The sequence below is a fragment of the Psychrobacillus psychrotolerans genome (genome assembly GCF_900115805.1).
Taxonomy (GTDB): domain Bacteria; phylum Bacillota; class Bacilli; order Bacillales_A; family Planococcaceae; genus Psychrobacillus; species Psychrobacillus psychrotolerans.
The window spans coordinates 300,036-324,566 of the sequence record NZ_FOXU01000002.1 but is presented as its reverse complement, the minus strand read 5'-3'; the positions used below and the strand labels follow the sequence as shown (position 1 = coordinate 324,566).

Below are 24,531 nucleotides of genomic sequence, written 5' to 3'. Positions count from 1 at the left end.
GTTTCCCCGTTTGCAGGGTCTGGGTAAATCCCTGCTCCCAACTATAGTATTTACGAAAGCTATAAAGCTTAAAGCTCAACCCTTAAAGCTAAAAGGTTAACCATCAAAGCTCTTATATTCTAACGCTCAATATTTAGCGATAAAAAATCTATAAAATCTCGGATAACAGGTGCCGTAGGACTTGAAACTTCCTTTCTTCGCCTCCGAGCAGCTATGACAGCACAAAAAGAGTGGTCCTTCAGGATCGCTCTTTTTGTTTGCATTTTTTTCTTCCTGCACCATCCTGCAGATTCCTGAGTAATAATTTAGAATATTAGTTAATTACCCAATTTTTTAAAAACTTTTTTCGCAGTTGTAAGTCTAATAAATAGGGACGATTGAAATGAGGTGATATTTTGAGTGAAAAGATGTTAGTAAGGAAAGCGATTAAAGGGGATGAAGAAGCTTTTTTAGCGTTAATCCATTCATATGAAGAGGCATTATATCGAACGGCTATTTCTTATTTAAAAAATGAAGGAGATGCACTAGAAGCCCTTCAGGAAGTGACATATAGAGCTTATATAGGTATAAAAACAGTAAGAGAGCCAGCCTATTTTAAAACATGGCTAATTCGGATTATGATGAATTACTGTCAAGATATCCTTAAGAAGAGCAAGAGGGAAGTACCAGATGATAGGATATTTTACATACAAGGAATAAGAGAGGACTATAACTTTTTAGAGGTTGAAGAGGCTCTATTAAGTTTATCTGATTATGAAAGAGAGTTATTACATTTAAAATACTTTGAAGATGTCAAAATAAAGGACATTGCTGTTATGTGGGATACACCAGAAGGAACAATTAAAACAAGGCTACATAAAGCATTACGAAAACTTAGGACGGGATTTGAAGAGAGAGGAGAGGTTAAACGTGTTTGAGGAGGAAAAGAAGAAATTGGAGCAGAGAAAGAAGTCGATTTATCAGGTTCAAGTATCTAAAGATAAGCTATATTCCGCCGTGCAAATTGGATTCGAGAAAGCAAAAAAAGAAAGAATGTTAAAAAGAACCAAGTTGATAAAACGGAGTTCATGGTCGGTAGTAATTGCTGCCATCCTTCTCATTTCTTTTTTCACATCCATCTCCATATCTCCTGTTTTCGCAAGTAAGGTTGCATCTATTCCAGGGATGGAACGAATTATTGCACTTATTCAGCAAGACAGAGGTTTAATAGCTGCCGTTGAAAATGACTTTTATCAACCATTGAATCTCTCTCAAGAAAAGAACGGCATCATGGTGACACTCGATGGAGTAATCGCAGACAAGAAAGGAATAGTTGTTTTTTACTCTGTCCAATCTAAGGAGAAGAATCAGCCTTTAGAAATAGAATATTTGAAGCTAGTGAATGAAAATTACAGTAATTTGCCTGTAAATGACACTACTTTTTGGGCTTCGGAAAAACCAATAATTGAAGAAAAGGTATTTAGCTCTATGATGACACTTGAATCTGTAGAAAATCAAATAGTAGGTGATGGTAATATTTTATGGACGATTGGTTTGAAGAAAGCAGATAAATTGGAGCATTTTCAAATTCCATTTAAGTTTAAAAAGTCTAGCTTAGTAAGTAAAACAATCGCTTTAAATAAAGAAGTTTCAATTGAAGGTCAACGAATTATAGTGCAAAAAATTACAATTGATCCAATTCGTGCAGAAGTTAAATTAAAAGTTGATCCGAACAACTCCAAAAAAATATTTTCATTTGATAATATCAAGTTTACGAATGATATCGGTAATGAATGGAGCATTAATAATATTGGGACTACGTTTAGAAGTTTAGATGAAACTGAATGGACTATAAAATTTCAAAGTCCTTACTTTAATGACTCTGATAATCTAAAATTAGTATTTGGAAAAGTAGGAGCTATTGACAAAGACGATGCTTTTATTTTAATCGATACTGAATCAAAGAAGTTTTTGAGGCAGCCTTCTGGGTCTATCTTCTCTGATTTAGAAATTGAGAACCGTAAAGTTAGTTTTACAATGGACGTAAATGGAGAAGATACTATGTTAGTATCTTCAAGTTTTGTAGATAATGACGGAAATGAATTTTTTATAAAATATGACTTTACTAATCCTATTCCAGGGAAAAAGTATGTAAAGGGATTTTATGAGAAAACAGATGAGAGAAGCTTAAAAATTGAATTTGAACTTCCAATGGAATCTATTCAAAGTCCCTTGCGATTCGATATAGTTTCTTACCCATCTTGGATAGAAGAGGACGTCGAGATAGAGGTCAAATAATAAAACGAGATTCTGAGAACAAATTTCTTCATTGTTCGAGAATCTCGTTTTTTAATGAGGGAAATAAAAAATATTTATGTTTTAGTTTTAACTATTTAACTTAGATCTCTTCCAAAATTCCTTTAACTAATCCAACGAATTTAACTCTTACTTTTCCAGCAACGTCAATTACTTCCTCATGATTTAGTGGCTGATCTAATATTCCACTTGCCATATTCGTAATGCAAGAAATACCAAGTACTTTCATACTGCTGTGAGTAGCTACAATTGCTTCGGGAACGGTAGACATACCAGCTGCGTCAGCTCCTAGAGTGCGGAACATACGAATTTCTGCAGGAGTTTCATAAGTTGGTCCACTCCACCAAGCATATACACCTTCTTGCAAATGAATATTTTGATCATTTGCTACTTTAGCTGCAATACTACGTAGCTCTTTGTTATATACTTCTGATAAATCCGGGAAACGGGTGCCTAATTCGTCATTATTTGGTCCCATTAAAGGATTGGCCCCGACTAAGTTAATGTGGTCTGTAATTAACATTAAGTCACCTGGGTTAAAGCTAGTATTTACTGCACCACATGCATTCGTAATAATTACTTTTTCTATACCAAGTGCTTTCATAACACGTACTGGGAAGGTTACTTCATCTAACGTGTAGCCTTCATAATAGTGAAAGCGTCCTTTCATAGCAGCAACTATTTTTCCGTTTAATTCTCCGATAACTAGTTCGTTCGCATGTCCAATTGCTTCAGATTTCGCAAAATGGGGGATTTCGCTATATGGAATTTTGGTGGGGTTCTTAATTTCATCGGCAAGCGAACCTAAGCCTGAGCCAAGAATCATTCCGATTACAGGACGATGACCTGTCTTACTCACAATATAATCTCTAGTTTCTAAAATGTTTTCCATGTTGTGCATCATAATTCCTCCTTGAAATGGTGCTTAAAAAAACAGTACAAATGTAGTATACACTCTAAAAGTAGGAATACAAAAATGGGATATGTGGACATTCAAGGTTATTGTTGGGGATTTATAGTATAATTACATTATTTACAATATATTTGTCGAATAATCTTGTTTTTAATAGAAATAAACTAAGGAAGTACTAAATATATGAAAAGTCATAAAGTAAAAGTAATTTTCTTCTTGTCTATTGTATTATTACTCTTTTTTTCTGCTTTAAATGTGTATATATCATATGTGAGGATGAAACATACAATTGAAGAGTCAGTTGCAAACCAAAGTTTAGAGGCTGCCAAGTCCATTGCATCCTCAATAGATGTAGAAACGTATCAGAAATTTTTGGATAAGCCAGAGAAAAATGAACACTTTCGAGAAATTCAAATCTATTTAAGTGATGCTCGAGAAAAGTTGGGCTCCTTATATGTTTACACATTAGAGGTCGATAATCCTAAGGTTTCTAAAACAATGATATTAGGTCATTCTGGTGAGATTGAGAGCTTAGATGATTATCCGATAGGGTTTGCATGTACGGTACCAAAAGAGCAAGTTAAAAAAGCTTATGAAGGACAAACTTATATAACCGGTGTGCTGAAGGATCCAGGTTATGGAGATTATTTATCTGTTGGTGCTCCTATTAAGAACGAAGAAGGAAAGATACTGGGGTATTTAGGTATCGATACTAGTGCAGCTACCATCAACCAGATTAAAGGTGCTGCACTAGAAAGGAATATACTAGCCTTAATATTCAACGGACTCTTTGTTTTTATCGTGATTGTCTCCTTTTTGTTTATGCAAAGATGGTACAGAAGAGAGGTTGATAAGGAAGTTGGGTATACAGAGGATACATATCAAACAGAGATGAAAACGCTAATAACCTCTGTTTCTTCATTACAACATGATTTTTCAAATCATATTTTAGTTTTGCATGGACTCTTAAAAATAGGGCAGTCGGATAAGGCATTACAATATGCTTCCTCTCTTTTTAAGGAAGTAGAAGCAATAGAATCTATAAAAATAGATATAGCTCATCCTGGGCTTTCCATTTTGTTGCAAACGAAGAAAATTGCTGCTCAAAATAATCGTATTAAAATGGATATTGTGATTTCTCCTGTTTCCTTTGACTGTATAAAAACAACTGATTTAATTATTATATTGTCTAATTTAATCGATAATGCGATGGATGCAACAATGGAGCTACCTGAGGGAGAACGTAGCATACTCATAGAGTGTTCATCCAATAATACTCATTATGTATTTATAGTCACTAATACAGGAACTGAAATTTGCGATAAAGAACTAATCTTTAAACAAGGGCATTCTACCAAAAAAGAAGAACAAGGAAAAATAAGGGGGCAGGGCTTGTTTATTGTGAAGGAAGTTGTAACTGGTTACAACGGAAATATTTCTATTGAATCATCAGCCGATTTAAAAACAACTGCCATCGTGGAAATCCCTCTAAAGTAATTTTCCACTTCGTTGATATACCTACTATAAAAAATAGATACCCTACCCAAATAGAGGTGTCTATTTTTCTTTAAAAAACAGAAAATTACTTGCACGTGAATAAATTTCTATACGTGCCAAGGGCTATCCTGAGCAAACGAAACACCCTAAAAGAGGTCAGCCAAAATATGTAATTATGAAATGGATTCAGCCACTTTGATAATTCCCAGCTGTAAGAATTTGGTGCACTTCTTCCGAAATAAGATATGTATCATCCTCTTTATACAGTATAATTTAAATAATCTGTTTGTTTTGTAAGGTGGGATTCTGTTGTTGGACTTGCTTGCTATAATGCTTGAGAGGGTTGGCATGATTGTTGCTGTTGCCTTTATTTTGACTCGTTTTCAGTTTTTTAAAAACTTAGTGTATCGTGATAAATTGAATCGCAAGCAGGAGATTGCGGCGATCTTATTTTTTGGCTTTTTTGGTATTGTGGGAACGTATTTTGGAGTTGCGCTCGATACGAATTCACTGCATTTTAATAGTGTCGCAACAGTTTTGAGTTCAGAAGAGGCGATTGCAAATTCGCGTGTTATAGGTGTGGTCGTTGCAGGTCTGTTAGGCGGCTACCGTGTGGGGATTGGTGCGGGATTGATTGCTGGTATTCATCGTATGACATTGGGTGGATTTACAGCTGTGTCTTGTGGTCTGTCAACTATCATAGCGGGAGCCGTTGCAGGAATTTTTTATCGAAAAGAAAGGGCACTTAAACCGCTTACTGTGTTTGCTATAGGGGCATTTACTGAAGCGATGCAAATGTCTATGATTTTACTGATATCAAAACCATTTGAGCAATCACTTACATTGGTTAAGATCATTGGTATACCGATGATTTTAGCTAATGGTGTAGGAACTGCACTATTTATACTGATTGTCTATAATGTGATCAGCCAACAAGAGAAAGTATTGGCATTGCAAGCACAGAAAATGCTGCGTATTGCAAATCAAACACTAAGCTACCTACGCACCGGCATGAACACTGTCACTGCACAAGCCGTTTGTAATATTCTATTCCGTGAATTACAACCAAGTGCTGTTGCTATGACCAACCAAACGGACATTCTTGCGCATGTTGGAATTGCCAGTGATCATCATAAGGGGGGTAGTCCGATTCGGACAGATGAAACCAGAAATGTCATACAACATGGAGAGGTAGTTGTTGTCAATGATGGCACCATTCACTGCAATTATCCTGGCTGTCAATTAGGAGCAGCAGTCATTGTCCCACTTATACAGCGTGGAGAAACCATTGGCACACTGAAACTATACTATCCATCTGAAAAAGTCATAACTGTAGATAATATTGAACTAATTGTCGGATTGAGCTCCCTATTAAGTAACCAGCTAGAAATTGCTGAAACTGATCATGCTTATCAGTTGGCAAAAGAGGCTGAAATCAAAGCGTTACAGGCGCAAATCAATCCCCACTTTTTATTTAATTCTATGAATATTATTGTGTCGTTGATTCGCACAGATCCTGATCGGGCAAGGAAACTACTGACGTCATTATCCTATTTTTTGCGACAAAATGTCACAGGGACAACTGCGTCTCAAATAACACTTGAGCAAGAGCTATTGCATGTTAAAGCTTATTTGGAAATAACTGAAGCTAGATTTATAGATCGACTGACCATTTTATATGACGTGGATGAACATTTGCTAAATGAAAAGATTCCTCCTTTCACATTACAGCCCATTGTTGAAAATGCTATTCACCACGGCATTAAGGATATGGAAAATAATAGTGTGGTTAAGATGACGGTACGTGACTTTGATGCAGAAATTGAGATTATGGTGAAAGACAATGGGAAAGGGATATTACCTGAACGACTCTCTGTTCTGGGCACAATGCCGCTCGAGTCCGAATCAGGAACTGGAGTAGGATTATTCAATATTAATAGTAGACTACTAATGACGTTTGGAGACCAGGCGGGTTTAAAGATTGTAAGTAAAGAGAATGAAGGAACAGCTATTTCCTTTAGAATTCCTAAATTGGGGGGGGATGCCTGATGGGATCGATTACTATATTGGTTGTAGATGATGAACGCTATGCACGAGAGGAATTAACGTATTTACTAGGTAAGTTTCCAAGAGTTCAAGTGGTAGGGGAGGCAGAGAGTGGAGAGGCTGCAATTTTAAAGGCATTACAGATCCATCCGGATGTTGTTTTTCTAGATGTCGAGATGCCTAAAATGAATGGAATAGAAGTAGCTAAAACCTTGTCGGGGTTTAAAAAAGTGCCACTCATCATTTTTGCAACGGCTTATCCACAATTTGCGGCAGAGGCCTTTCGGATTAATGCCGTCGATTATTTATTGAAACCGTACGATGAAAGACTACTAGAGCAAACGATAGAGCGAATAGAAAAGACGTTATCTCCCGCACCAACGGCTGACAGTATGGAGAAGCTTGGGAAATTGGCGATAGAAACTGGCGGTGACATCGATTATATTCTACCGCAGAATATTTTGTATATCTATCGAGATGACAAAGTAACGAAAATTATTACGCAAACCGATGGATATGATGTGCGGACAACTTTGAAAGAGCTTGAAAGTCGTTTAGTACCATTTTCATTTTTTCGAATTCATAAAGGATATCTCGTTAATTTGAAATACGTCAGCCGCTTAACACCGTGGTTTAATGGTGCGTATCAGCTAGAGTTGGAAGGATTAGAACAGAAGCTTTCTGTCAGTAGGAATTACGTTAAAGAATTACGCCAGCGTTTAGAACTGTAATAACGTGTTATCTCTCACTATTTGCATGTTAAACTCTTAAACTTGCATGTTGCACCGAAATACTCCTATTTTTGAAAATTTGCCATAAACTAAATATACCTTATCGCAAGAAAAACTAAATTCAGAAATAGAAGGAAATAGGAGGGCTCACATGATTACATTTTTTTGTGCAATTGCACTATTAATTGTCGCGTATTTTACTTATGGGAAATTCATTGAAAAGATTTTTGATCCTACAGATGCTCGAAAAACACCTGCATATGCAAATGCAGACGGCGTTGACTTCGTACCGATGAATAAACAAAAAAATGCGCTCATCCAGCTGCTAAATATAGCAGGAACAGGTCCAATATTTGGACCAATTATGGGTGCGTTATTCGGACCAGTCGCCTTCTTATGGATTGTTTTAGGAGCCATTTTTGCAGGGGCTGTACACGACTATTTAACGGGTATGATCTCCATTCGAAACAAAGGTGCACATATTCCAGAGTTAGCTGGAAAGTTCTTAGGTAACGTTTCGAAACATATTGTAAACGTTTTCGCATTACTGCTTCTTTTATTAGTCGGGACAGTATTTGTAACGACACCTGCCTCTTTATTAGCGCTATTAATGGATGGTAAAGTAGCATTATGGATATTGATTGTTGTTATTTTTATTTATTATTTCTTATCTACAATTCTTCCAATAGATAAAATTATCGGGAGACTGTACCCATACTTTGGCGCAGTACTACTGATTGGTACCGTGGGGGTTGGAGTTGCTTTACTAGTCTCTGATTATACAATTCCAGAATTGTCGTTAACAAACATGCACCCAGATAATGTACCAATTTTCCCGATTCTGTTCTTTACGATTACTTGTGGTGCACTTTCTGGCTTTCATGCGACACAATCACCAATTATTTCGAGAACTGTCGAAAAAGAATCACAAGGTCGTTATGTATTCTATGGCATGATGATTACGGAAGCAGTCATAGCGATGATCTGGGCTGCAGCGGCAATGAGTATGCTAGACGGACAAACATTAAGTGAATTTATCGCAACAGGGACACCTTCTGCAGTAGTTAATGAAGTATCCATGACTTTATTAGGAGCTATTGGTGGAACAATTGCGGTACTGGGTGCTGTTGTACTACCAATTACATCAGGTGACACAGCGTTCCGTGCTGCACGTTCAATCATTGCAGATTATTTGAAAATTGATCAGAAAAAAGTGGCGAAACGTTTGATGATTGCTGTTCCATTGTTTGCTATATCGGCGATGTTAACGCAAATTGATTTCAACATCTTGTGGAGATATTTCTCTTGGGCAAACCAAGCAACAGCGGCAATCGCCTTATGGATTGCGACAATGTATTTGTTCATTAAAGGAAAGAACTACATTGTGTCGCTAATACCAGCACTGTTTATCACTTATATGGTTTTTGTCTATATCTTAAACGCAAAGATTGGATTTAGGTTAGACTTGGAACTATCCTTCTATATTGGAATAGTATTAACAATTATTTTGACAATCATGTTCTTTATTAAAGCAAAAAATAATAGAGCAAACCAGATTGAAACGGATGTAGTAGTGGATAATGTGACTGAATAACAGTAAATAGGCTTGCATGAACTAAATAACGGAGAAACGAAATAGTTTCTCCGTTATTTTTTAAATACCCTCCTAAAATTGGGGGTTAGTAAGAAAAAAGCTACTCACTTCTTTAATAGAAAGAAGTGAGTAGCTTTTTGTTGTTGACTAATTCTATGAAATTAATACTAAATTAACGATCCGCCTTTTTCCATATACTTAAGAATACCTTCAGCCGCACGGTAAGATAATGCACCTACAGTACCAGTTGGGTTGTATCCAGCATTTTGCGGGAATGAAGAAGCCCCTACAACAAATAGATTTTCAACATCCCACATTTGTGAGTAGTTGTTGACTGCAGACGTCTCAGGATCCGCACCCATAATTACACCACCAGTATTATGAGTGGATTGATATTCAGCTACATTGTAAGGCCCTAGATCTCCACTAACATCCACATGATTCGCACCCATTTCTTTCAGAATTCCTTCACACTTTTCAGCCAAGTACTTCGTCAATTGACGATCTTGTTCTTCGAAGTCAAAAGTGATTCGAACTAATGGATCTCCAAATGCATCGTTATAAGTAGGGTCTAAGTCTAGGAAATGTTGCTTATAAGCCATCGAAGCACCCTCACCACTTACCGTTAAGGAAGCATTTGTATATTTTAGGGAAGCATCTTTAAAATCTTTACCCCAAGATTTTGTGCCAGATGGAACTTGGTTGTTAGCGATAGGTCTTTGTCCTGTTTGACCAAGGATAATCATCCCACCGTGAATAAAATCTAAATCAGTGTGATCAAAGTTATCTCCGTTAAAATCATCAATAATCATACCTAAACCGCCGGCACCAGCAAAGTTGTTGAATTTATGATCATCGAAGAATCCAGTTGCTCTACCTTTACGAATTTGATAGGCATAGTTTTTCCCAATAACGCCAGTACCAGTAGTTGGGTCATAAGGTCTTCCAATTCCAGAAAGTAATAGAAGACGAACGTTTGTAAATACATATCCTGATAATACGACAACATCAGCTGATTGTTCAAATTCTTCCCCAGTAGTTAAATCTGTGTAAAGAACTCCGGTAGCTTTTCCGTTTGAGTATAAAATACGACGTACTTCAGAATGTGGACGAACTTCAAAGTTCCCAGTAGCTTTTGCAACTGGCAGTACAGTTACACCAGGCTCTGCTTTGGCACCATATTCACAGCCAAAACGCTCACAAAATCCACAATATTGGCAAGCAACTCGAGAAATTCCATCTGGGTTTGTATAATTTTCCGATAGATTGGCAGAAGGTTGCACATACGGATGATAACCCATTTTTTTTGTAGCCTCATCAAATAAGCGCATTGCCTCTGTTTTTTTCATCGCCGGAGTAGGGAATGGGTTAGAGCGTCTTCCACCTAGTGGATTGTCTTCGCCAGAAATACCTGCCATTTTTTCGTATTGATCATAATAAGGTTCAATCTCATCATATGTAATACCCCAGTCTTGGATAGTCATATCAGCAGGTATTTTATCTAAACCATATTTTTCAATTGTTTTACTACGCAGTTCAAAATCATATGGAAGGAAACGGAAGTTTTGACCGTTCCAGTGGGCACCAGAACCACCAACACCAACACCGAGTAAAAATGAACCATAAGATCTCATAGGAAGAGAGCGCATTTTGTCGTTATTACGGAAAGTAATTGTTTCTTTTGAAAGATCTTGCATCATTTCATGTCGAACTGCATATCTAAGCTCATCATGGGCCATAAAATAATCTTCTGTTTTTCTCTCTTTACCGCGCTCTAATCCAACAACCTTTTTACCTTGTTTTGTCAGCTCAGCCGCGATGATACCAGCGGACCAACCAACACCTATTGTGACAACATCTACTTTAGGTAATTTTGTTACCATTATTATTTCCCCCTCAATCGTCAATTTCTATATAGCTATGATTCTATTAATGTTTGTGCTGAGAATTTAACGCCATCGGTTCAATCTTCGTAAATTCTTTTTCAATAATATCCAGGAAGCTCATCTGATGTCCTGGGAAATTCTTCATCTTCCAGCCTTCCATATTTGCATTACCACCATATAGAGGATCAGCGTAAGCGCCTTCAATTGTTGCTGTTCTTAGGACACCAAAGAAATGAGCAGAGGATACACCTTTAAGCTCCACATTTCCATCAGCGAACTCGGTTAATATTGCGTCTTGTTCATCTTCCGAAAGTTCTATGAAAGATTTATCATATGTTTTTAAGCTGTGATCTTGGATTCCTTTTAAACCAATTTCAAAGATTTGTTGACGATTTTGGCGACCTTGATAACCTTGGGTATCTTCTCCAGGGAAGAATGGTCCAGATGTATATTCTTTTGATCCCATGCCCCAAGCACCTGAAAGTTGATGGTCAATATAGTAGGCAACAAGTAATTCTTTTGCACCAGGACCGTTTTCATCTTTCGGGAAAATTCTCTCAGAAGCAGCTTCCGTTATACGATATTGTTCGGGTGTAAAGTACATTAAAGCAACATTTGGATTAGAAGGAGCAGTACTTGAGTGCACATTTGTTTCATTCGTTGTAGTCTTTCCATCCTTTAGGAGAAGACTCCCTAGGGCTCCCCCTAAAACGACTCCACCAACTGTTAAACCTGAGTTTTTGATGAAAGTACGTCTCGATGAACGTTTGTCTAAAACAGGTGTATTTTTTTTCTGTTCAGTCATAATATAACCTCCTATATAAGTAGTTGAGAATTTTAACTAGGTAAATATTTATGCAAAAAAATTAATGGATAATGGAATGCCAGTTATAGACGATAGAAAACAGTACAGTAAATACAATTAAAGAGCTTATAAAGTACAAATGTTGTTTTCCTGTCCAACAAAGAACGATAATGGCTAGACCAAGACCCGAGCCTACTAAAGCAAACCATGGGAATGCACTATTATAGAAGAAAAGAGCTAGAGCAAAATCAGCTACTATAAATAATGCCAATAATACTTGATTCAAAATTTTTAATTCTTCCAAATTATATTGCGTCACTTTATTTCTCCTTTGACTTATACTATTTGTTTAGTAAATTTTATTTATACTAATTATTAAAGAGTAATAATACAAAACAAATCGTACTCAGTGTATCCTATTTTTATCTTGGTTTCTAGATAATATTTGCAAAAATTAAATAAAAAAATATTCAGATAATAAAAATGTTCCTATGCGATATCAATATATTGTAATTGGGAGTAGGCTTTTTTCATATCCTAGCAGGAGATTGGGATACAACTATGGAATAGTTACTAAAATGTATTAGGGGGAATAGAGATGGGATTTTTAGATGGGCTAATGGGGAATGTGTCGGAGATAGAAAATAGCCAGGTTGAAAGTGAGTTAAAGGATTTACTAGCCTCTTCTGAAAAGGTAGAACATGCGTATAAACTTATCCGGGATTTAATCGTTTTTACAAACAAGCGGTTATTGCTTATTGATAAACAAGGTATGAGTGGAAAAAAGGTAGAGTATCATTCTATTCCATATAGAAGTATCGTTCATTTTTCAATTGAAACTGCTGGCACCTTTGATCTGGACGCGGAACTAAAAATTTGGTTATCGGGAAGCTCAGTTCCTATACAAAAGAAATTCAATAAAACCCTAAATATATATAAGGTACAAAGTGTATTAGCAGAATATGTAATGCGTTAAAAGGGAGATGTGCAGGTGGAGTTACTTATTATACGACATGGACAATCGGAGGCAGATTTACTGGGAGTGCATGAAGGAAGAGCAGACTTCGCCTTGACTAAATTAGGGGAGCTGCAAGCAAATACAATGGGGGCATACGTAGCAGAACATCTACCACCTGATATTATCTTAGCAAGTCCTTTATTAAGAGCAAAGGGCACTGCCGAAATACTACAAAAATTCGTCGGCTGCAACTTGCTCATTGAAACTGATTTAATGGAATTTAATAATGGTGTGCTAGCGGGACTTTCTAAGGAGGTAGCTCGGGTGAAGTATCCACTACCTCTAGCAGGAAGACCATTACATATTCCTATTGAAAAGGGTGAATCAGAATTAGAGTTTCGCTTTCGTGCAGAAAGAATTTTTCACAAAATCATGCAAGATTATCAGGGATATAATCGGGTGGCAATTGTCTCTCATGGTGGGTTTATCTCTCAATTCATCAAAGCATTTTTAAAGCAGCCTAATGAAAGTGAATTTGGGTTTGCGACAAGTGATACCGGACTCCATCTATTAGAAATAAAAGAGAAGGCTAGGATTATTAGGTTTCTAAATAAACAGGAACATTTAAAAGGTGAGATAGATTGATATTGCATACAAATGTTATGGGTAATGGGAAACCTATCGTTTTTGTACATACTGGTTTGCAAACTGGATTATTAGATTTTGAGTTTCAAAGAGAGTATTTTAGCCATAATTACCAAGTGATTTCTCCAGACTTGAGAGGTCATGGTCGATCTAAAACAGAAAATATACAAAATTTCTTTGAGGATTCTGCAAAGGATTTATTGGAAACGCTGGATTATTTAAAAGTTTCTGCTGTTCATCTCGTAGGGTGTTCGTTGGGTGCACTTGTAGCGATTAAATTTGCACACATGTTTCCAGAAAGGGTTATTACGTTAGCTATTTCAGGAGTTACACCAGTAAAGCCGGACAACTGGTTGGAAATCCATCAGGAAGATGTTAATGGGCAAAATAATTTATTACAAAACAAAGAATTCGCTAATTACTTTGATCACCTACATGAATCTGATTGGCGACAGTTCATTCATTTTGGAAAAAATGAAAACTGGTATCCATTTGAAGATGTAAAGGCAGTAACAAAATTTGAATTCCCAGTACTATTCATCGTAGGGGAGAAAAAGCGGAATGAAACTATCGGTGCATCCATTTATCCTGAGATAAATTCAAATGTACGTATTGCAATTGTTCCGTTTGCAGGGCATTTGGTTCATGATGAACAGCCTGAAATTTACACAAAGATATTAGAAGTATTTATAAAGACTGTGTAAGTTTCTTAGAAATCAAAAGAGTAGTTGGAAGTTTGAGGATGAATCCATATATTAAAAAACTGCTACCTTCTTTGATGGAAAGAAGGTAGCAGTTTTTAAGTTGTTGGCTAATTCTATGAGTAGAAATTAATTGTTATAGTTAAGCAAATATTATTTGTTCATTTAGAAGCGTCTAGTTTTAAACTAAAGATCCGCCAGTTTTCAAGTATTTTTCAATACCTTCTGCAGCACGATATGCTAATGCGCCAACAGTGTTCGTTGGGTTGTATCCTGAGTTTTGTGCAAAGGCACTTGCACCTGGTACGAATACGTTTTCACAATCCCACATTTGTAGGTAACTGTTTAAAGCACTTGTTTCTGGGTCAGCACCCATAATTACTCCACCAGTATTATGAGTAGACTGATAGTTACGAATATCGTAATCGCCGATTTCATCACCAGTCATTTTAACTTCTTTTGCACCCATTTGCTTCATGATCTCAGCACATTTTTCGCCCATAAATTTCATTAGTTGACGGTCTTGGTCTTTCCAATTGAACGTCATTCTAAGTAATGGGTCACCGAATGCATCTTTATACGTTGGATCTTGATCGATGTAATTATCTTGCCAAGGAAGGGAAGCTCCTTGTGCTTTAATGATAAGAGCTCGGTTTGCGTTTTGGACAGAAGCGTCTTTAAACTCTTTGCCCCAACTTGGAACGTTTGGTGGTACGTGATTATTCGCAATAGGGCGATCCCCTAGTTGTGTAATATGAATTGTAGCACCATGTAAGAAATCTAAGTCAGTGTGATCAAAGAAGTCTCCATTGAAGTCATCAATTTGAGCTCCTAGAGCACCTGCTCCAGCATACATATTAAAATCTTTATCGAAGAAACCAACAGCAGTACCCAAATATGTTTGATATGCATAGTTTCTACCAATAACTCCTGTACCAGTAACTGGATCATATGGGCGGCCAAGTTGAGAATTTAATAGAAGTTTAATATTATTCATTTGATAGGCTGAAACTACAACTACATCTGCCTCTTGAATAAACTCTTCACCAGTACGTGTGTCTACATAAAGTACACCTGTAGCTTTTCCGTTCGTGTGTAGAACTTTACGTACTACACAATGAGGCCGAACTTCGAAGTTCCCTGTTTCCTTAGCTACAGGTAATACTGTAACTACTGGTGATGCTTTCGCTCCATATTCACAACCAAAACGTTCACAGAAACCACAATATTGGCAAGCACTACGAGCAATACCATCTGGATTTGTATATGGTTGTGTTAAATTGTTAGATGGCATATGGTATGGATGATATCCAAGATCTTTAGTTGCACTTTTGAATAATGCTGTAACAGGTGTTTCCAACATTGGTGGGTTAGGATATTTAACTTGTGGAGAACCAGGCAATGGATTTGGTTCGCCGCCAATACCAGTCATAGCATCGAATTTATCAAAGTAAGGTTCTAACTCTTTGTAAGTTATACCCCAGTCTTGAAGCATCATCCCTTTAGGGATTTTACCTTTTCCGTAACGTTTAACAGTTTCTGAATAGATCTCGAAATCGTATGGTAAGAAGCGGAAAGTTTGTCCATTCCAATGCTCTCCTGAACCACCTGTTCCTTCTCCAATTAAGAAGCTACCCCATTCACGATAAGGTAATGCTCGTTGTGTCGTATTATGACGGAATGTAAGTGTTTCTTTTGAAAGATCCTGCATCATTTCTTTACGATCTGCGTATCGTAATTCGTCGTGAGCCATAAAATAATCTTCAGTAGAACGTTCTTTACCACGTTCAATACCTACCACTTTATATCCTTTTTTTGTAAGTTCAGCTGCAATAATACCGCCTACCCAACCTACCCCTACTAAAACTATATCTGTTTTTGGTAATTTAGTTGCCAAAGTTTTTCACCCTTTCTATTGGTAGATATTAATGTTGATGTTGCGAGTTTAAGCTCATAGGAGCGATTTTCACGAATTCATCTTTTTCTAATACGTTCATATAATTCGTTTGATGTCCAGGGAAATTTTTCATTTTCCAACCAGCCATATCTTTATTACCGCCATACATTGGATCAGCATATACTCCTTCAATCGTTACTTTTCTAAGCAAAGTAAAGAAAAAGGATGAACTAACAGCTCCGCTTAATTTAACTTTATCAGCTTCGAAATCTTTTAAGATTTCGATTTGTTGTTCTTCTGTTAAATTAGCAAATTTAGGCTTCTCATCGGATTTCTTCGCAGCCTCTGTATTTAAAGCTGTAATTCCAAGGTTAAAAACTTGCTGACGATTTAAATGGGTTTGGTACCCTTGTTGTGGAACTGCTTCTGCAGGGAAGAAAGGACCAGTCATATATTCTCTTGAGTTAAGGCCGAAGCTTCCTGCAAGTTGATGATCGATATAATATGCAACAAGTAATTCTTTCGCACCGGGTCCTACTTCAGTTTTAGGGAAAATTTGTTCTGTTGCCGCATCTATCGTATCGAATTGTGCTTTGTCAAAATACATCAGTGCTTGGTTGAAGTTAACCCCAGCAGCTGCTGAATGGACTCCAGTCTCGTTAGTTTCAGATGAGTCTTTGCCTAGTAAAGAACCAAGTGCTCCACCTAGTACAACCCCACCAACTGTTAATCCAGAATTTTTGATAAAAGTACGTCTAGATGAACGTTTATCTAAGTATGGAGCCTTTTTTTTCTGTTCTGACATAATATAACCTCCAACGTAAATTAGTAGAAAAATAGCTTAAATTGTTTATTCAGGTAAACAATGAATTAAAAAAATAATCTAATTAATGAAAAAATGAATGCCAGTTATAAACTAATGAAAATAGGATCGTATAAACCAATAAAAAAGCGATAAAGTATATATATTTTTTTCCAGTCCAGCAAAGAACAATAATAGCTAGTCCAATACTTGAACCTATTAACGCGAACCAAGGGAACTCATTATTATAGTAAAAGAGACCAAGTGCTAAATCTGCTACTATAAATAAAGCAAAAATTACTTGATTCAACAGTTTTAATTCTTCTAAGTTATATTGCGTCACTTTTATTCTCCTTTAACATAGTTCACAAAACTATGAAAATGTAATTTTTATACATAACAAAACAACCGTTTACCAGTCTACTCCTTTTATTTCTTCAATACTACATATTTATTTCGGATTAGAAAATATAATTTTATTCTGAAAAAACATTAAATTCGCATAAATATTGCAAATTTATAGTAAAAACGCCTGTGTTATTGGTATAAAGTAACTAGTGTTTTAAAGGTAAAAAAGCTAAAGAACTAGTTGGATAAACAAAGCTCAAGAAAGTTAGCGAAGTGAAAAAAGTAGATTTTGTATCAAGGAGACATTTCATGCTCACACAATTCATATTGAGTACCTAGGTATTTACAAATTTAAACGTAGGAGTATAATGTGTAATTGATACAAAACAACCAATATTTTTTGTCAGATAAACAACTATTGCAAAAAACCACGTGAAAATTATATAGAAAAAGTATAGGAGAGATTATAATGCCAAATATCGGAATACCAGGTTTAATCATTATATTAATCATTGCTTTAATCGTTTTCGGTCCGAAAAAGTTACCTCAATTGGGTAGAGCAGTGGGAGAGACGTTAAAAGAATTCAAAAACTCAACTAAAGATATAGTGGACGATGTTGCAGAAGAATTTAGAATAGAAGACAAAGAAACAGAAACTAAAAAAAATATCTAATGCAAAAAGCCACCTATTTAGGTGGCTTTTTGTATGCGTTAATATGCGTTGCTAGATTAGAGCATGTTGTTTAGGAATAGCTACCCAATGCTCCGGGGATACCTCTATTAACTCGGATTGACTCAATTGGTATTTATCTATTTCTAAGTTGTCTTCCATTAGAGACCGTTTTTTCTTGGCCTCTACTTTAGGATCGGGAATTGGAATTGCGGCTAGTAATGATTTTGTATAAGGGTGCTGAGGGTTAGAATAGAGCTCCTCGCTTTCTGCAAGCTCTACAATTTTCCCAGCGTACATAACTGCCACTCTATCACTAATATGCTTGACCATTGATAAGTCATGCGCAATAAACAAATAGGTAAGCCCCAGACGATGTTGGAGATCCTCTAGCAAGTCGACAATCTGAGATTGTATAGAGACATCTAAAGCGGATAAGGGTTCATCGCAAACGATAAAGTCAGGCTCAACAGCAAGTGCCCGAGCGATTCCGATTCTTTGGCGTTGCCCACCAGAAAACTCATGTGGGTACCGCATGGCGTGTTCAGGTTTTAGTCCCACCATTAGGAGTAATTCTTCCACGCGCTGTTTTCTTTCCTCGTTGTTTTTACTTAAACGGTGTATATCTAATGCTTGCCCGATTATATCCAATACTTTAAAGCGTGGATTTAATGAAGAGTAGGGATCTTGAAAGATCATTTGCATATGTCGACGCATTGTTTTCATTTCATCTTTACTAAGTCTATTTATCGCTAAACCTTGATATAATACATCTCCGTCTGTTGGTTCATGAAGTCGAAGTATTGCTCTACCAGTTGTAGACTTACCTGAACCAGATTCTCCGACTAACCCTAATGTTTCTCCAGGTTTTATGAAAAAGCTAATATCGTCAACTGCTTTTAGTACATTGCCTTTTCCAACATCGAAATTCATTTTAAGGGAACGTACATCTAGTAGAGGTTTTCCGTCTTCTGTCCCAATGGAATGGAGAGAAGGACGTTTAGCTTTTTTTTTCTGATCTAATCTTGGAAGAGCGTTAAGTAGTTTTTTTGTATAGTCATGTTGAGGATTTTCAAAGATTTCTTCCGTTGTCCCAGTTTCAACAATTTCTCCATCCTTCATGACTGCTACTCGGTCACACATTCCGGCCACTACACCCAAATCATGGGTGATTAAAATAATAGATGTTCCAAAACGTGCTTGCATGTCTTTCATGAGGTTTAATATTTGCGCTTGAATGGTAACATCAAGTGCAGTTGTAGGTTCATCTGCAATCAGAAGAGTAGGACGACAAGCCAATGCTATTGCAATCATGACTCTTTGACGCATTCCACCAGAAAACTCATGCGGATACTGATTGAAGCGTTCTTCGCTATTTTTAATTCCTACTAACTTGAGTAGGTCAAGCGCTTGTTTTTTTGCTTCCTTTTTGGATAACTTTTGGTGTTTGATCAAACTTTCAGCTATTTGTTTGCCGATTCGAATAGTAGGATTAAGGGAGCTCATAGGGTCTTGGAAGATCATACTAATATCTTGCCCTCGGATACTTTCCATCTCTTTTTCTGACTTATTTATAAGATTTTCTCCGAGAAATTCAATCTCGCCGTTTTTTAACAAGGAAGGAGGGGAAGGAAGTAATCTCATAATTGAACGAGCGGTAACACTCTTGCCGCTACCTGATTCTCCAACAATCCCAATAGTTTCTCCTTTTTTCACTTCAAAACTGACACCTCGCACAGCTTCAAATTCTTTGTCGCTGGTCAGAAACGAGATATGTAAATCTTTAACCTTTAGAACCGTCTCCAACGTAAAACACCTACCTATTCCTATATATAATATTAAACAAATATCATTGACTAAATAAAATTTCCTATCTATACTTTACAATACCACTAGGAATTATACAATATCAGAAAGGAGGTAAATAGTCGATGGAATTACACAAAGAACCATCGCTCAATTTTGGTTTTTCTGCTCATCTTTCATATGTTTTTGAGAAAATGATGAAACGACCTTCCTACAAATATTTGTTGTTAGTATTAGGATTACCCTTACATCTTATTATTTTTTTCTTTTACCAATCTAAAAGAAAAAGTGATACATATTTTACTATTCATAAAATAATAAATGAGTCATTACAAACAGCAGGGCTTAAAGAAAAGTTATTAAGTGATTTCAAGGAACAATACGTTCGAAAACATGCTTTCTTTCAGGAAAAAGTGGATGAACAGCAAATGAATCGGGAAGTAGATAGGCTAGCAGAGGAACGCTACTCGAAAATACTCGCAGAAAAAATAAATGACGAGTATGAACGTCAGGGTTTAACAAAGCTAAATTATATCTCCTATTTTCAACGTTTATTAAAAAATCCGCTCTTTTTAATTGTTTCTTTTATACCTGGAGTACTGATGTATATATTGCTGTTGTTGTTTAGTAATTTCTTTATCAAATTTATCTTCGAACGCCTAATTATGAGTGTTTTTGTCATTGCAGGTGTCTCGGTGCTAGTATTTACTATTTTATATTTGTCGCCTTTTGATCCTGCTGCAAATCTTTTAGGTGAATCTGCAACGAAAGAGCAAATTGCTTCTTTTAATCATACGTATGGTCTGGATCTGCCTTACTTGATGCAATTATGGAATGCCGTTAAAGGGATTTTCACATTTGACTTAGGTGCTTCCTTTACTGGGAATGAAGACGTAGCAGCTAGTATTGCTAATAAGTTCCCGATTACTTTAACAATTGCGATTTTCTCACTATTAATGGCTATTGTTATTGCCATTCCAGTTGGAATCATATCAGCTACTAGACAAAATACATTTCTAGATTATTCCTTTATGTTTATCGCATTAATTGGATTATCTATTCCGAATTTCTGGCAGGGCTTAATATTTATATTAAATTTCTCTATTAAACTGCAGTGGTTACCTGCCACTTATAACCCTCAGAATATGTTGTCGATTATTATGCCAGTAATAGTTTTAGGTACAGGGCTTACAGCTTCTGTTGCAAGAATGACTCGCTCCTCTATGCTAGAAATAATAAATGAGGATTATATTATTACGGCAAAGGCGAAGGGGCTAAATGAACGTCAAGTTCTATGGAAGCATGCTATTGGTAACGCAATGATTCCCATTATTACAGTAATTGGATTGTTGTTTGGAGATATGCTCGGGGGAGCAGCTGTTACAGAGAAAGTATTCAATATTAGCGGTATAGGTAGTTATATTGTAGATAAACAGTTTATCCCCGACATTCCTGCCATCATGGGTGGGGTCATATATATTGCTATAACAATTTCATTAGTAAACGTGCTCATCGATATTTTGTATGCGTTTTTTGACCCTCGCATTCGATCTAAGATGAAGCAACTGTAATATAGAAGTAGGTGTAGAGGGTGAACTCGTTTAAAAAACATGCTTTGAAATTGTCTCGAGAGTATACGCAAGCAAACTTTGCATTGGTTCTTTCTATTGTAGTCAGCCTAGTTTTCCTTATAAATAGTTTTAACTATAAAGAAGGAAAGATAAAGTCTCTTGTTTTTACGATATTTTTAGTTTATGCATTATTCACTTTGTATCAATTTTTCCTAACATGGAAAATTAAAAAAGATCTTTTAAAATTTGGTGCCATACAGCCAATTACAAGAAAGCTAGGATATATTCAACTCTTAAGTATATTGAGTGCAAATGTTTTTACGGCATCATTTGCTTTTAACTTGATAAAAAACAAAAAAACACCAGATTACACATTTGCTGTATACATGTTATTTACACAGCTTTTCGTAATTGCAATCTCTGCTTTTAATATGTTTAAGCCGTATGTGACAGATACTTTTTTACCCGCAATGGGAATTCTGGTGGGAATACTGGTTTTTCAAGTAGTAACTTTAGTTCTTGTATCAAAATATGTACAGGATGAATCTGCACCATCTTGGTTTTTGGTCATTGCTATTGTATTGATTGCTTCATCTGTAACTGGTAATTTGTTTAACCTGTTACTTGGTATAAGTTTAATAGTAAAGATACGGAGCCACGATCGTTCAAGAATTATAAAGTGGAACACGATTTGGGGTAAAATCACTCGCAATTCCACTGCGATATTAGGAATGTTCTTCATCATACTTATGCTTTCTCTATCAGTTTGTAGCAAGTATACATTCGATTATGATATGGCGGTAGAAAATGATTATGGAAGCTTGCTTCAACAACCTAGCCTAGAGCATCCCTTTGGAACAGACGATTTTGGAAGGGATCTATTTTCTAGAATTATCTTTGGAGCAAGAATATCTCTACTGGTAGGGTTTGCTTCAACAATTATTCCTCTAATAATAGGGGGGGTTCTTGGAGCAATAGCAGGATATTATACAAAACGTGCGGATAATATTATTATGCGATTGCTAGATATCCTGTATGCAATTCCTGGAATTTTGCTTGCGATTGCTATTATAGCTGCGTTCGGAGCTAACACGATGAACCTGATATTAGCACTTAGTGTTGGTGCAATTCCAAGCTATGCGCGAACGATGAGAGCAAACGTACTCATGGTATCGAACTATGAGTATGTCGATTCTGCACGAGCTTTAGGTGCTTCTGACTTCTCGATTATTTTTAAGCAGATTGTACCTAACTCACTCGCTCCGATGATTGTAAAAGCCACTTTAACAATTGGAGGAGCTGTAATTGCAACGAGTAGTTTAAGTTTTCTTGGACTAGGGGTTGAACCACATATTCCGGAGTGGGGAAATATTTTAAAAATAGGTAGTACTTATCTTGAATCGCATTCCTATCTAGCGATTATACCGGGGCTAGCAATTATAGGTCTTGTATTATCTTTCAATTTCTTAGGAGATGGGTTAAGAGATGCTTTTGATCCAAGAATGGATTAAACAATTATTTAGGGGGAAATGAATATGAAAAAAAGTTTATTGGCAATCCTGATCACTCTGGTAGTGATATTAGCAGGATGTGTAAATACGAAGTCGGACGTTGCGGATAAAGGAAATGATAACAAAGATGTAAAAACAGATGATAGTGCAGTAGCTATTGAACTGTTAGGTATGAGTACTGGGGAAGCGGACATGAATATCGTACGTGACCAACTGATTAAAAATGGTTTTGATGTGAAGTTGAATATCCAACCAGATTACGGTAGCTTTACAGCACAAAAAGATGCAGGAAACTATGACTTAGCACTATCTAGCTGGACAACAGTTACTGGAAATCCTGATTATGCGGTACGTTCACTATTCAAATCAGATGGTGATAACAGTATTATGTCTGATGAAGAAGTAGATAAGTTAATAGAGCAAGCAAGTACAGAAACGGAAGAAGAATTTACGAAGACTTATAAGCAATTAGAACAACGTCTTGTGCTTGATAAAGCATATATTGCCCCTTTATATAATTCGTTCAAAGCACAAGGTGTAAATAAAGAAATTGTAAATGCAGATACAGTAAGACTTGCGAAATCACGTGCAATTGCATGGGAATCTATCGACTTTGTAGATACTTCGAAAAGAGCGACACAACCATTAATAATGCAACAACCAATCGGAGCACTAACATCTTTAGACCCGATTAAAGGAAATGACGGTTCTATAAATACGTTAAATACAAATATGTATGTAAGACTTGTAAATTTAACAGATGACGATAAAGTAGTCTCAGATGGTTCTTTATCACTTAACCATGTCATTGCGGAAGGAAACCAATCTTATTATTTCCTTCTTCGTGATGATATCAACTTTACTGCAGTTACAGATGAAAAAGCAGTGGATACTGGGGAACGTGTTGGAGCAGACGATGTAGTATTCTCATTAAACCGAGCTAAAGATGAAAAATCTGTACCAGATCACCGCACATATAGCTTACATGAAAGTATGGAAGAAATAGAAGTAGTAACGGATCTGGCAGAGCTTGATGTAAACCAGTCTGGTAGCGAAGTTACTGTAAAAGAAGCACTTGAAGAGGGCCTAGATGCCAAAATATCAGAATTAGTAGAAGACAAAAATGCAGCTGATAATGCAGCTGGTAAATATCAGGTAGTGAAAATTACAACAGTAAATCCATTCCCACAAGTACTAAATTATTTAGCTCACCAATCTGCAGGTATCGTGTCTAAGAAACAAGTAGAAAGCATTAACACATACGATGTAGAATCATTCGATGTTAACAAAGATATCCCTTATGGGGACCAAAACACCGTTACAGAAGGTGCCAAATATAACAATACGTTATATGCAAGCGGACCTTACATTTTGTCACACAAAAATGATTATGAAGCTATATTCTTGAAAAACCCTGCATATATGACAGGAACGGAAAATGAAGCTAAAATCTCTAATGTAACTGTACGTTTTATACAAGATCCAGATAGCACACTTTCAGCATTACGTAATGGAGAAATTCACATATTCAACGGAGTGCCAGAAACAAAATATGACTTAGTAGAAGGCGATAGCAAGTTAACACTTCAAAAAAGTGACAGTAACGCTGTGTCTTATCTATTGTTCAATACCAAAAACCGTGCAGTATCAGATAGCGAAGATCTAAGAAAAGCTATTCTGTATTCGATTAACCAAGATGAAATTTTAAATTATTATCAAGGAAATAAAAACAAAGCAGTTTCTACTGTAAGTCCACTTGTGGATACTGGAAATGAAGTAGTTGCAGATCCAGCGAAAGTGAAAGAATTCTTAGAGGCTTATAATTCAAGTAAATAATAACTATAAGCGCCAGTTT

At 36.3% G+C, this 24,531-nt stretch carries 21 protein-coding genes; 13 read left to right on the top strand and 8 right to left on the bottom strand.

Going from position 1 to position 24,531, the window contains the following annotated elements; genetic code table 11:
* The first annotated feature begins 395 nt into the window (after positions 1 to 395).
* On the top strand, positions 396 to 917 hold the full coding sequence (locus tag BM260_RS06645) for a sigma-70 family RNA polymerase sigma factor (RefSeq protein ID WP_093536316.1): 522 nt from the start codon (positions 396 to 398) through the stop codon (positions 915 to 917).
* Positions 910 to 2,277 (top strand): DUF4179 domain-containing protein, encoded by a 1,368-nt coding sequence (locus tag BM260_RS06640; protein ID WP_093536314.1) that lies wholly within the window; start codon positions 910 to 912, stop codon positions 2,275 to 2,277. The genes BM260_RS06645 and BM260_RS06640 overlap by 8 nt, the downstream gene beginning before the upstream one ends.
* A gap of 100 nt (positions 2,278 to 2,377) precedes the next feature.
* Here the strand turns inward: BM260_RS06640 and BM260_RS06635 are convergent, their stop codons facing one another.
* Entirely contained in the window at positions 2,378 to 3,196 is an 819-nt protein-coding gene (locus BM260_RS06635) for a purine-nucleoside phosphorylase (protein WP_093536312.1), read from the bottom strand.
* 195 nt (positions 3,197 to 3,391) lie between these two features.
* Here BM260_RS06635 and BM260_RS06630 point away from each other — a divergent pair, with 195 nt between their 5' ends.
* The 4 genes from BM260_RS06630 (at position 3,392) to BM260_RS06615 (ending at position 9,076) form a co-directional block, all read left to right on the top strand.
* On the top strand, positions 3,392 to 4,705 hold the full coding sequence (locus tag BM260_RS06630; RefSeq protein ID WP_093536310.1) for a GHKL domain-containing protein: 1,314 nt from the start codon (positions 3,392 to 3,394) through the stop codon (positions 4,703 to 4,705).
* 330 nt (positions 4,706 to 5,035) lie between these two features.
* Positions 5,036 to 6,754 carry a sensor histidine kinase gene (locus tag BM260_RS06625; protein ID WP_093536740.1) on the top strand — a complete coding sequence of 573 codons (1,719 nt, stop codon included), beginning with the start codon at positions 5,036 to 5,038 and terminating at the stop codon, positions 6,752 to 6,754.
* The gene (locus BM260_RS06620) at positions 6,754 to 7,482 is read left to right on the top strand and encodes a LytR/AlgR family response regulator transcription factor (RefSeq protein ID WP_093536308.1); all 729 of its coding nucleotides are present in this window, start codon (positions 6,754 to 6,756) and stop codon (positions 7,480 to 7,482) included. The genes BM260_RS06625 and BM260_RS06620 overlap by 1 nt, the downstream gene beginning before the upstream one ends.
* A gap of 151 nt (positions 7,483 to 7,633) precedes the next feature.
* Positions 7,634 to 9,076, top strand: a complete 1,443-nt coding sequence (locus tag BM260_RS06615) for a carbon starvation CstA family protein (RefSeq protein ID WP_093536306.1) — start codon at positions 7,634 to 7,636, stop codon at positions 9,074 to 9,076.
* Between the two features lie 167 nt (positions 9,077 to 9,243).
* Here BM260_RS06615 and BM260_RS06610 read toward each other — a convergent pair whose 3' ends face one another.
* The 3 genes from BM260_RS06610 to BM260_RS06600 form a co-directional block, all read right to left on the bottom strand.
* Positions 9,244 to 10,959, bottom strand: a complete 1,716-nt coding sequence (locus BM260_RS06610; protein ID WP_093536304.1) for a GMC family oxidoreductase — start codon at positions 10,957 to 10,959, stop codon at positions 9,244 to 9,246.
* 46 nt (positions 10,960 to 11,005) lie between these two features.
* Complete coding sequence (locus BM260_RS06605) at positions 11,006 to 11,767, bottom strand: gluconate 2-dehydrogenase subunit 3 family protein (RefSeq protein WP_093536302.1); 762 nt, start codon at positions 11,765 to 11,767, stop codon at positions 11,006 to 11,008.
* 61 nt (positions 11,768 to 11,828) lie between these two features.
* A complete protein-coding gene (locus BM260_RS06600) occupies positions 11,829 to 12,086 on the bottom strand; it encodes a hypothetical protein (RefSeq protein WP_093536300.1) in 258 nt (85 codons plus the stop codon).
* Between the two features lie 279 nt (positions 12,087 to 12,365).
* Here BM260_RS06600 and BM260_RS06595 point away from each other — a divergent pair, with 279 nt between their 5' ends.
* From BM260_RS06595 to BM260_RS06585, 3 genes are read left to right on the top strand one after another with little or no spacing between them, the layout of a single operon-like run.
* Positions 12,366 to 12,743, top strand: coding sequence for a PH domain-containing protein (locus BM260_RS06595; RefSeq protein WP_093536298.1), 378 nt, complete (start codon positions 12,366 to 12,368; stop codon positions 12,741 to 12,743).
* A gap of 15 nt (positions 12,744 to 12,758) precedes the next feature.
* Positions 12,759 to 13,370 carry a histidine phosphatase family protein gene (locus tag BM260_RS06590; RefSeq protein ID WP_093536296.1) on the top strand — a complete coding sequence of 204 codons (612 nt, stop codon included), beginning with the start codon at positions 12,759 to 12,761 and terminating at the stop codon, positions 13,368 to 13,370.
* Positions 13,371 to 13,387: 17 nt separating this feature from the next.
* Positions 13,388 to 14,074: an alpha/beta fold hydrolase gene (locus BM260_RS06585; protein ID WP_245762652.1), complete on the top strand. Its 687-nt coding sequence runs from the start codon at positions 13,388 to 13,390 to the stop codon at positions 14,072 to 14,074.
* A 178-nt stretch (positions 14,075 to 14,252) separates the two neighbouring features.
* Here the strand turns inward: BM260_RS06585 and BM260_RS06580 are convergent, their stop codons facing one another.
* The 3 genes from BM260_RS06580 to BM260_RS06570 all read right to left on the bottom strand — a co-directional run bounded on the left by BM260_RS06580 (position 14,253) and on the right by BM260_RS06570 (position 17,113).
* Complete coding sequence (locus tag BM260_RS06580) at positions 14,253 to 15,968, bottom strand: GMC family oxidoreductase (RefSeq protein ID WP_093536292.1); 1,716 nt, start codon at positions 15,966 to 15,968, stop codon at positions 14,253 to 14,255.
* A 28-nt stretch (positions 15,969 to 15,996) separates the two neighbouring features.
* Positions 15,997 to 16,773, bottom strand: coding sequence for a gluconate 2-dehydrogenase subunit 3 family protein (locus BM260_RS06575; RefSeq protein ID WP_093536290.1), 777 nt, complete (start codon positions 16,771 to 16,773; stop codon positions 15,997 to 15,999).
* Between the two features lie 82 nt (positions 16,774 to 16,855).
* On the bottom strand, positions 16,856 to 17,113 hold the full coding sequence (locus tag BM260_RS06570) for a hypothetical protein (RefSeq protein ID WP_093536288.1): 258 nt from the start codon (positions 17,111 to 17,113) through the stop codon (positions 16,856 to 16,858).
* Positions 17,114 to 17,584: 471 nt separating this feature from the next.
* Here BM260_RS06570 and tatA point away from each other — a divergent pair, with 471 nt between their 5' ends.
* Positions 17,585 to 17,791, top strand: a complete 207-nt coding sequence (tatA, locus tag BM260_RS06565) for a twin-arginine translocase TatA/TatE family subunit (protein ID WP_093536286.1) — start codon at positions 17,585 to 17,587, stop codon at positions 17,789 to 17,791.
* A gap of 51 nt (positions 17,792 to 17,842) precedes the next feature.
* On the opposite strand, the gene BM260_RS06560 is transcribed toward tatA, so the two are convergent.
* Entirely contained in the window at positions 17,843 to 19,594 is a 1,752-nt protein-coding gene (locus BM260_RS06560) for an ABC transporter ATP-binding protein (protein WP_093536284.1), read from the bottom strand.
* A gap of 125 nt (positions 19,595 to 19,719) precedes the next feature.
* On the opposite strand from BM260_RS06560, the gene BM260_RS06555 reads away from it, so the two are divergent.
* Genes BM260_RS06555 through BM260_RS06545 form a run of 3 tightly spaced genes read left to right on the top strand, consistent with a single transcriptional unit; the run spans position 19,720 to position 24,512 of the window.
* Complete coding sequence (locus tag BM260_RS06555; protein WP_093536282.1) at positions 19,720 to 21,165, top strand: ABC transporter permease; 1,446 nt, start codon at positions 19,720 to 19,722, stop codon at positions 21,163 to 21,165.
* A 20-nt stretch (positions 21,166 to 21,185) separates the two neighbouring features.
* The gene (locus BM260_RS06550; RefSeq protein WP_245762651.1) at positions 21,186 to 22,676 is read left to right on the top strand and encodes an ABC transporter permease; all 1,491 of its coding nucleotides are present in this window, start codon (positions 21,186 to 21,188) and stop codon (positions 22,674 to 22,676) included.
* A gap of 24 nt (positions 22,677 to 22,700) precedes the next feature.
* Positions 22,701 to 24,512 (top strand): ABC transporter substrate-binding protein, encoded by a 1,812-nt coding sequence (locus BM260_RS06545; RefSeq protein WP_093536280.1) that lies wholly within the window; start codon positions 22,701 to 22,703, stop codon positions 24,510 to 24,512.
* Positions 24,513 to 24,531 lie beyond the last annotated feature (19 nt).

What these genes read in the sequence shown, in the direction of transcription:
- BM260_RS06635 (WP_093536312.1), bottom strand. Translation starts at nt 3,196, where the DNA reads ATGCACAACATGGAAAACATTTTAGAAACTAGAGATTATATTGTGAGT.
- BM260_RS06630 (WP_093536310.1), top strand. Translation starts at nt 3,392, where the DNA reads ATGAAAAGTCATAAAGTAAAAGTAATTTTCTTCTTGTCTATTGTATTA.
- BM260_RS06625 (WP_093536740.1), top strand. Translation starts at nt 5,036, where the DNA reads ATGCTTGAGAGGGTTGGCATGATTGTTGCTGTTGCCTTTATTTTGACT.
- BM260_RS06620 (WP_093536308.1), top strand. Translation starts at nt 6,754, where the DNA reads ATGGGATCGATTACTATATTGGTTGTAGATGATGAACGCTATGCACGA.
- BM260_RS06615 (WP_093536306.1), top strand. Translation starts at nt 7,634, where the DNA reads ATGATTACATTTTTTTGTGCAATTGCACTATTAATTGTCGCGTATTTT.
- BM260_RS06610 (WP_093536304.1), bottom strand. Translation starts at nt 10,959, where the DNA reads ATGGTAACAAAATTACCTAAAGTAGATGTTGTCACAATAGGTGTTGGT.
- BM260_RS06605 (WP_093536302.1), bottom strand. Translation starts at nt 11,767, where the DNA reads ATGACTGAACAGAAAAAAAATACACCTGTTTTAGACAAACGTTCATCG.
- BM260_RS06595 (WP_093536298.1), top strand. Translation starts at nt 12,366, where the DNA reads ATGGGATTTTTAGATGGGCTAATGGGGAATGTGTCGGAGATAGAAAAT.
- BM260_RS06585 (WP_245762652.1), top strand. Translation starts at nt 13,388, where the DNA reads ATGGGTAATGGGAAACCTATCGTTTTTGTACATACTGGTTTGCAAACT.
- BM260_RS06575 (WP_093536290.1), bottom strand. Translation starts at nt 16,773, where the DNA reads ATGTCAGAACAGAAAAAAAAGGCTCCATACTTAGATAAACGTTCATCT.
- BM260_RS06555 (WP_093536282.1), top strand. Translation starts at nt 19,720, where the DNA reads ATGGAATTACACAAAGAACCATCGCTCAATTTTGGTTTTTCTGCTCAT.
- BM260_RS06545 (WP_093536280.1), top strand. Translation starts at nt 22,701, where the DNA reads ATGAAAAAAAGTTTATTGGCAATCCTGATCACTCTGGTAGTGATATTA.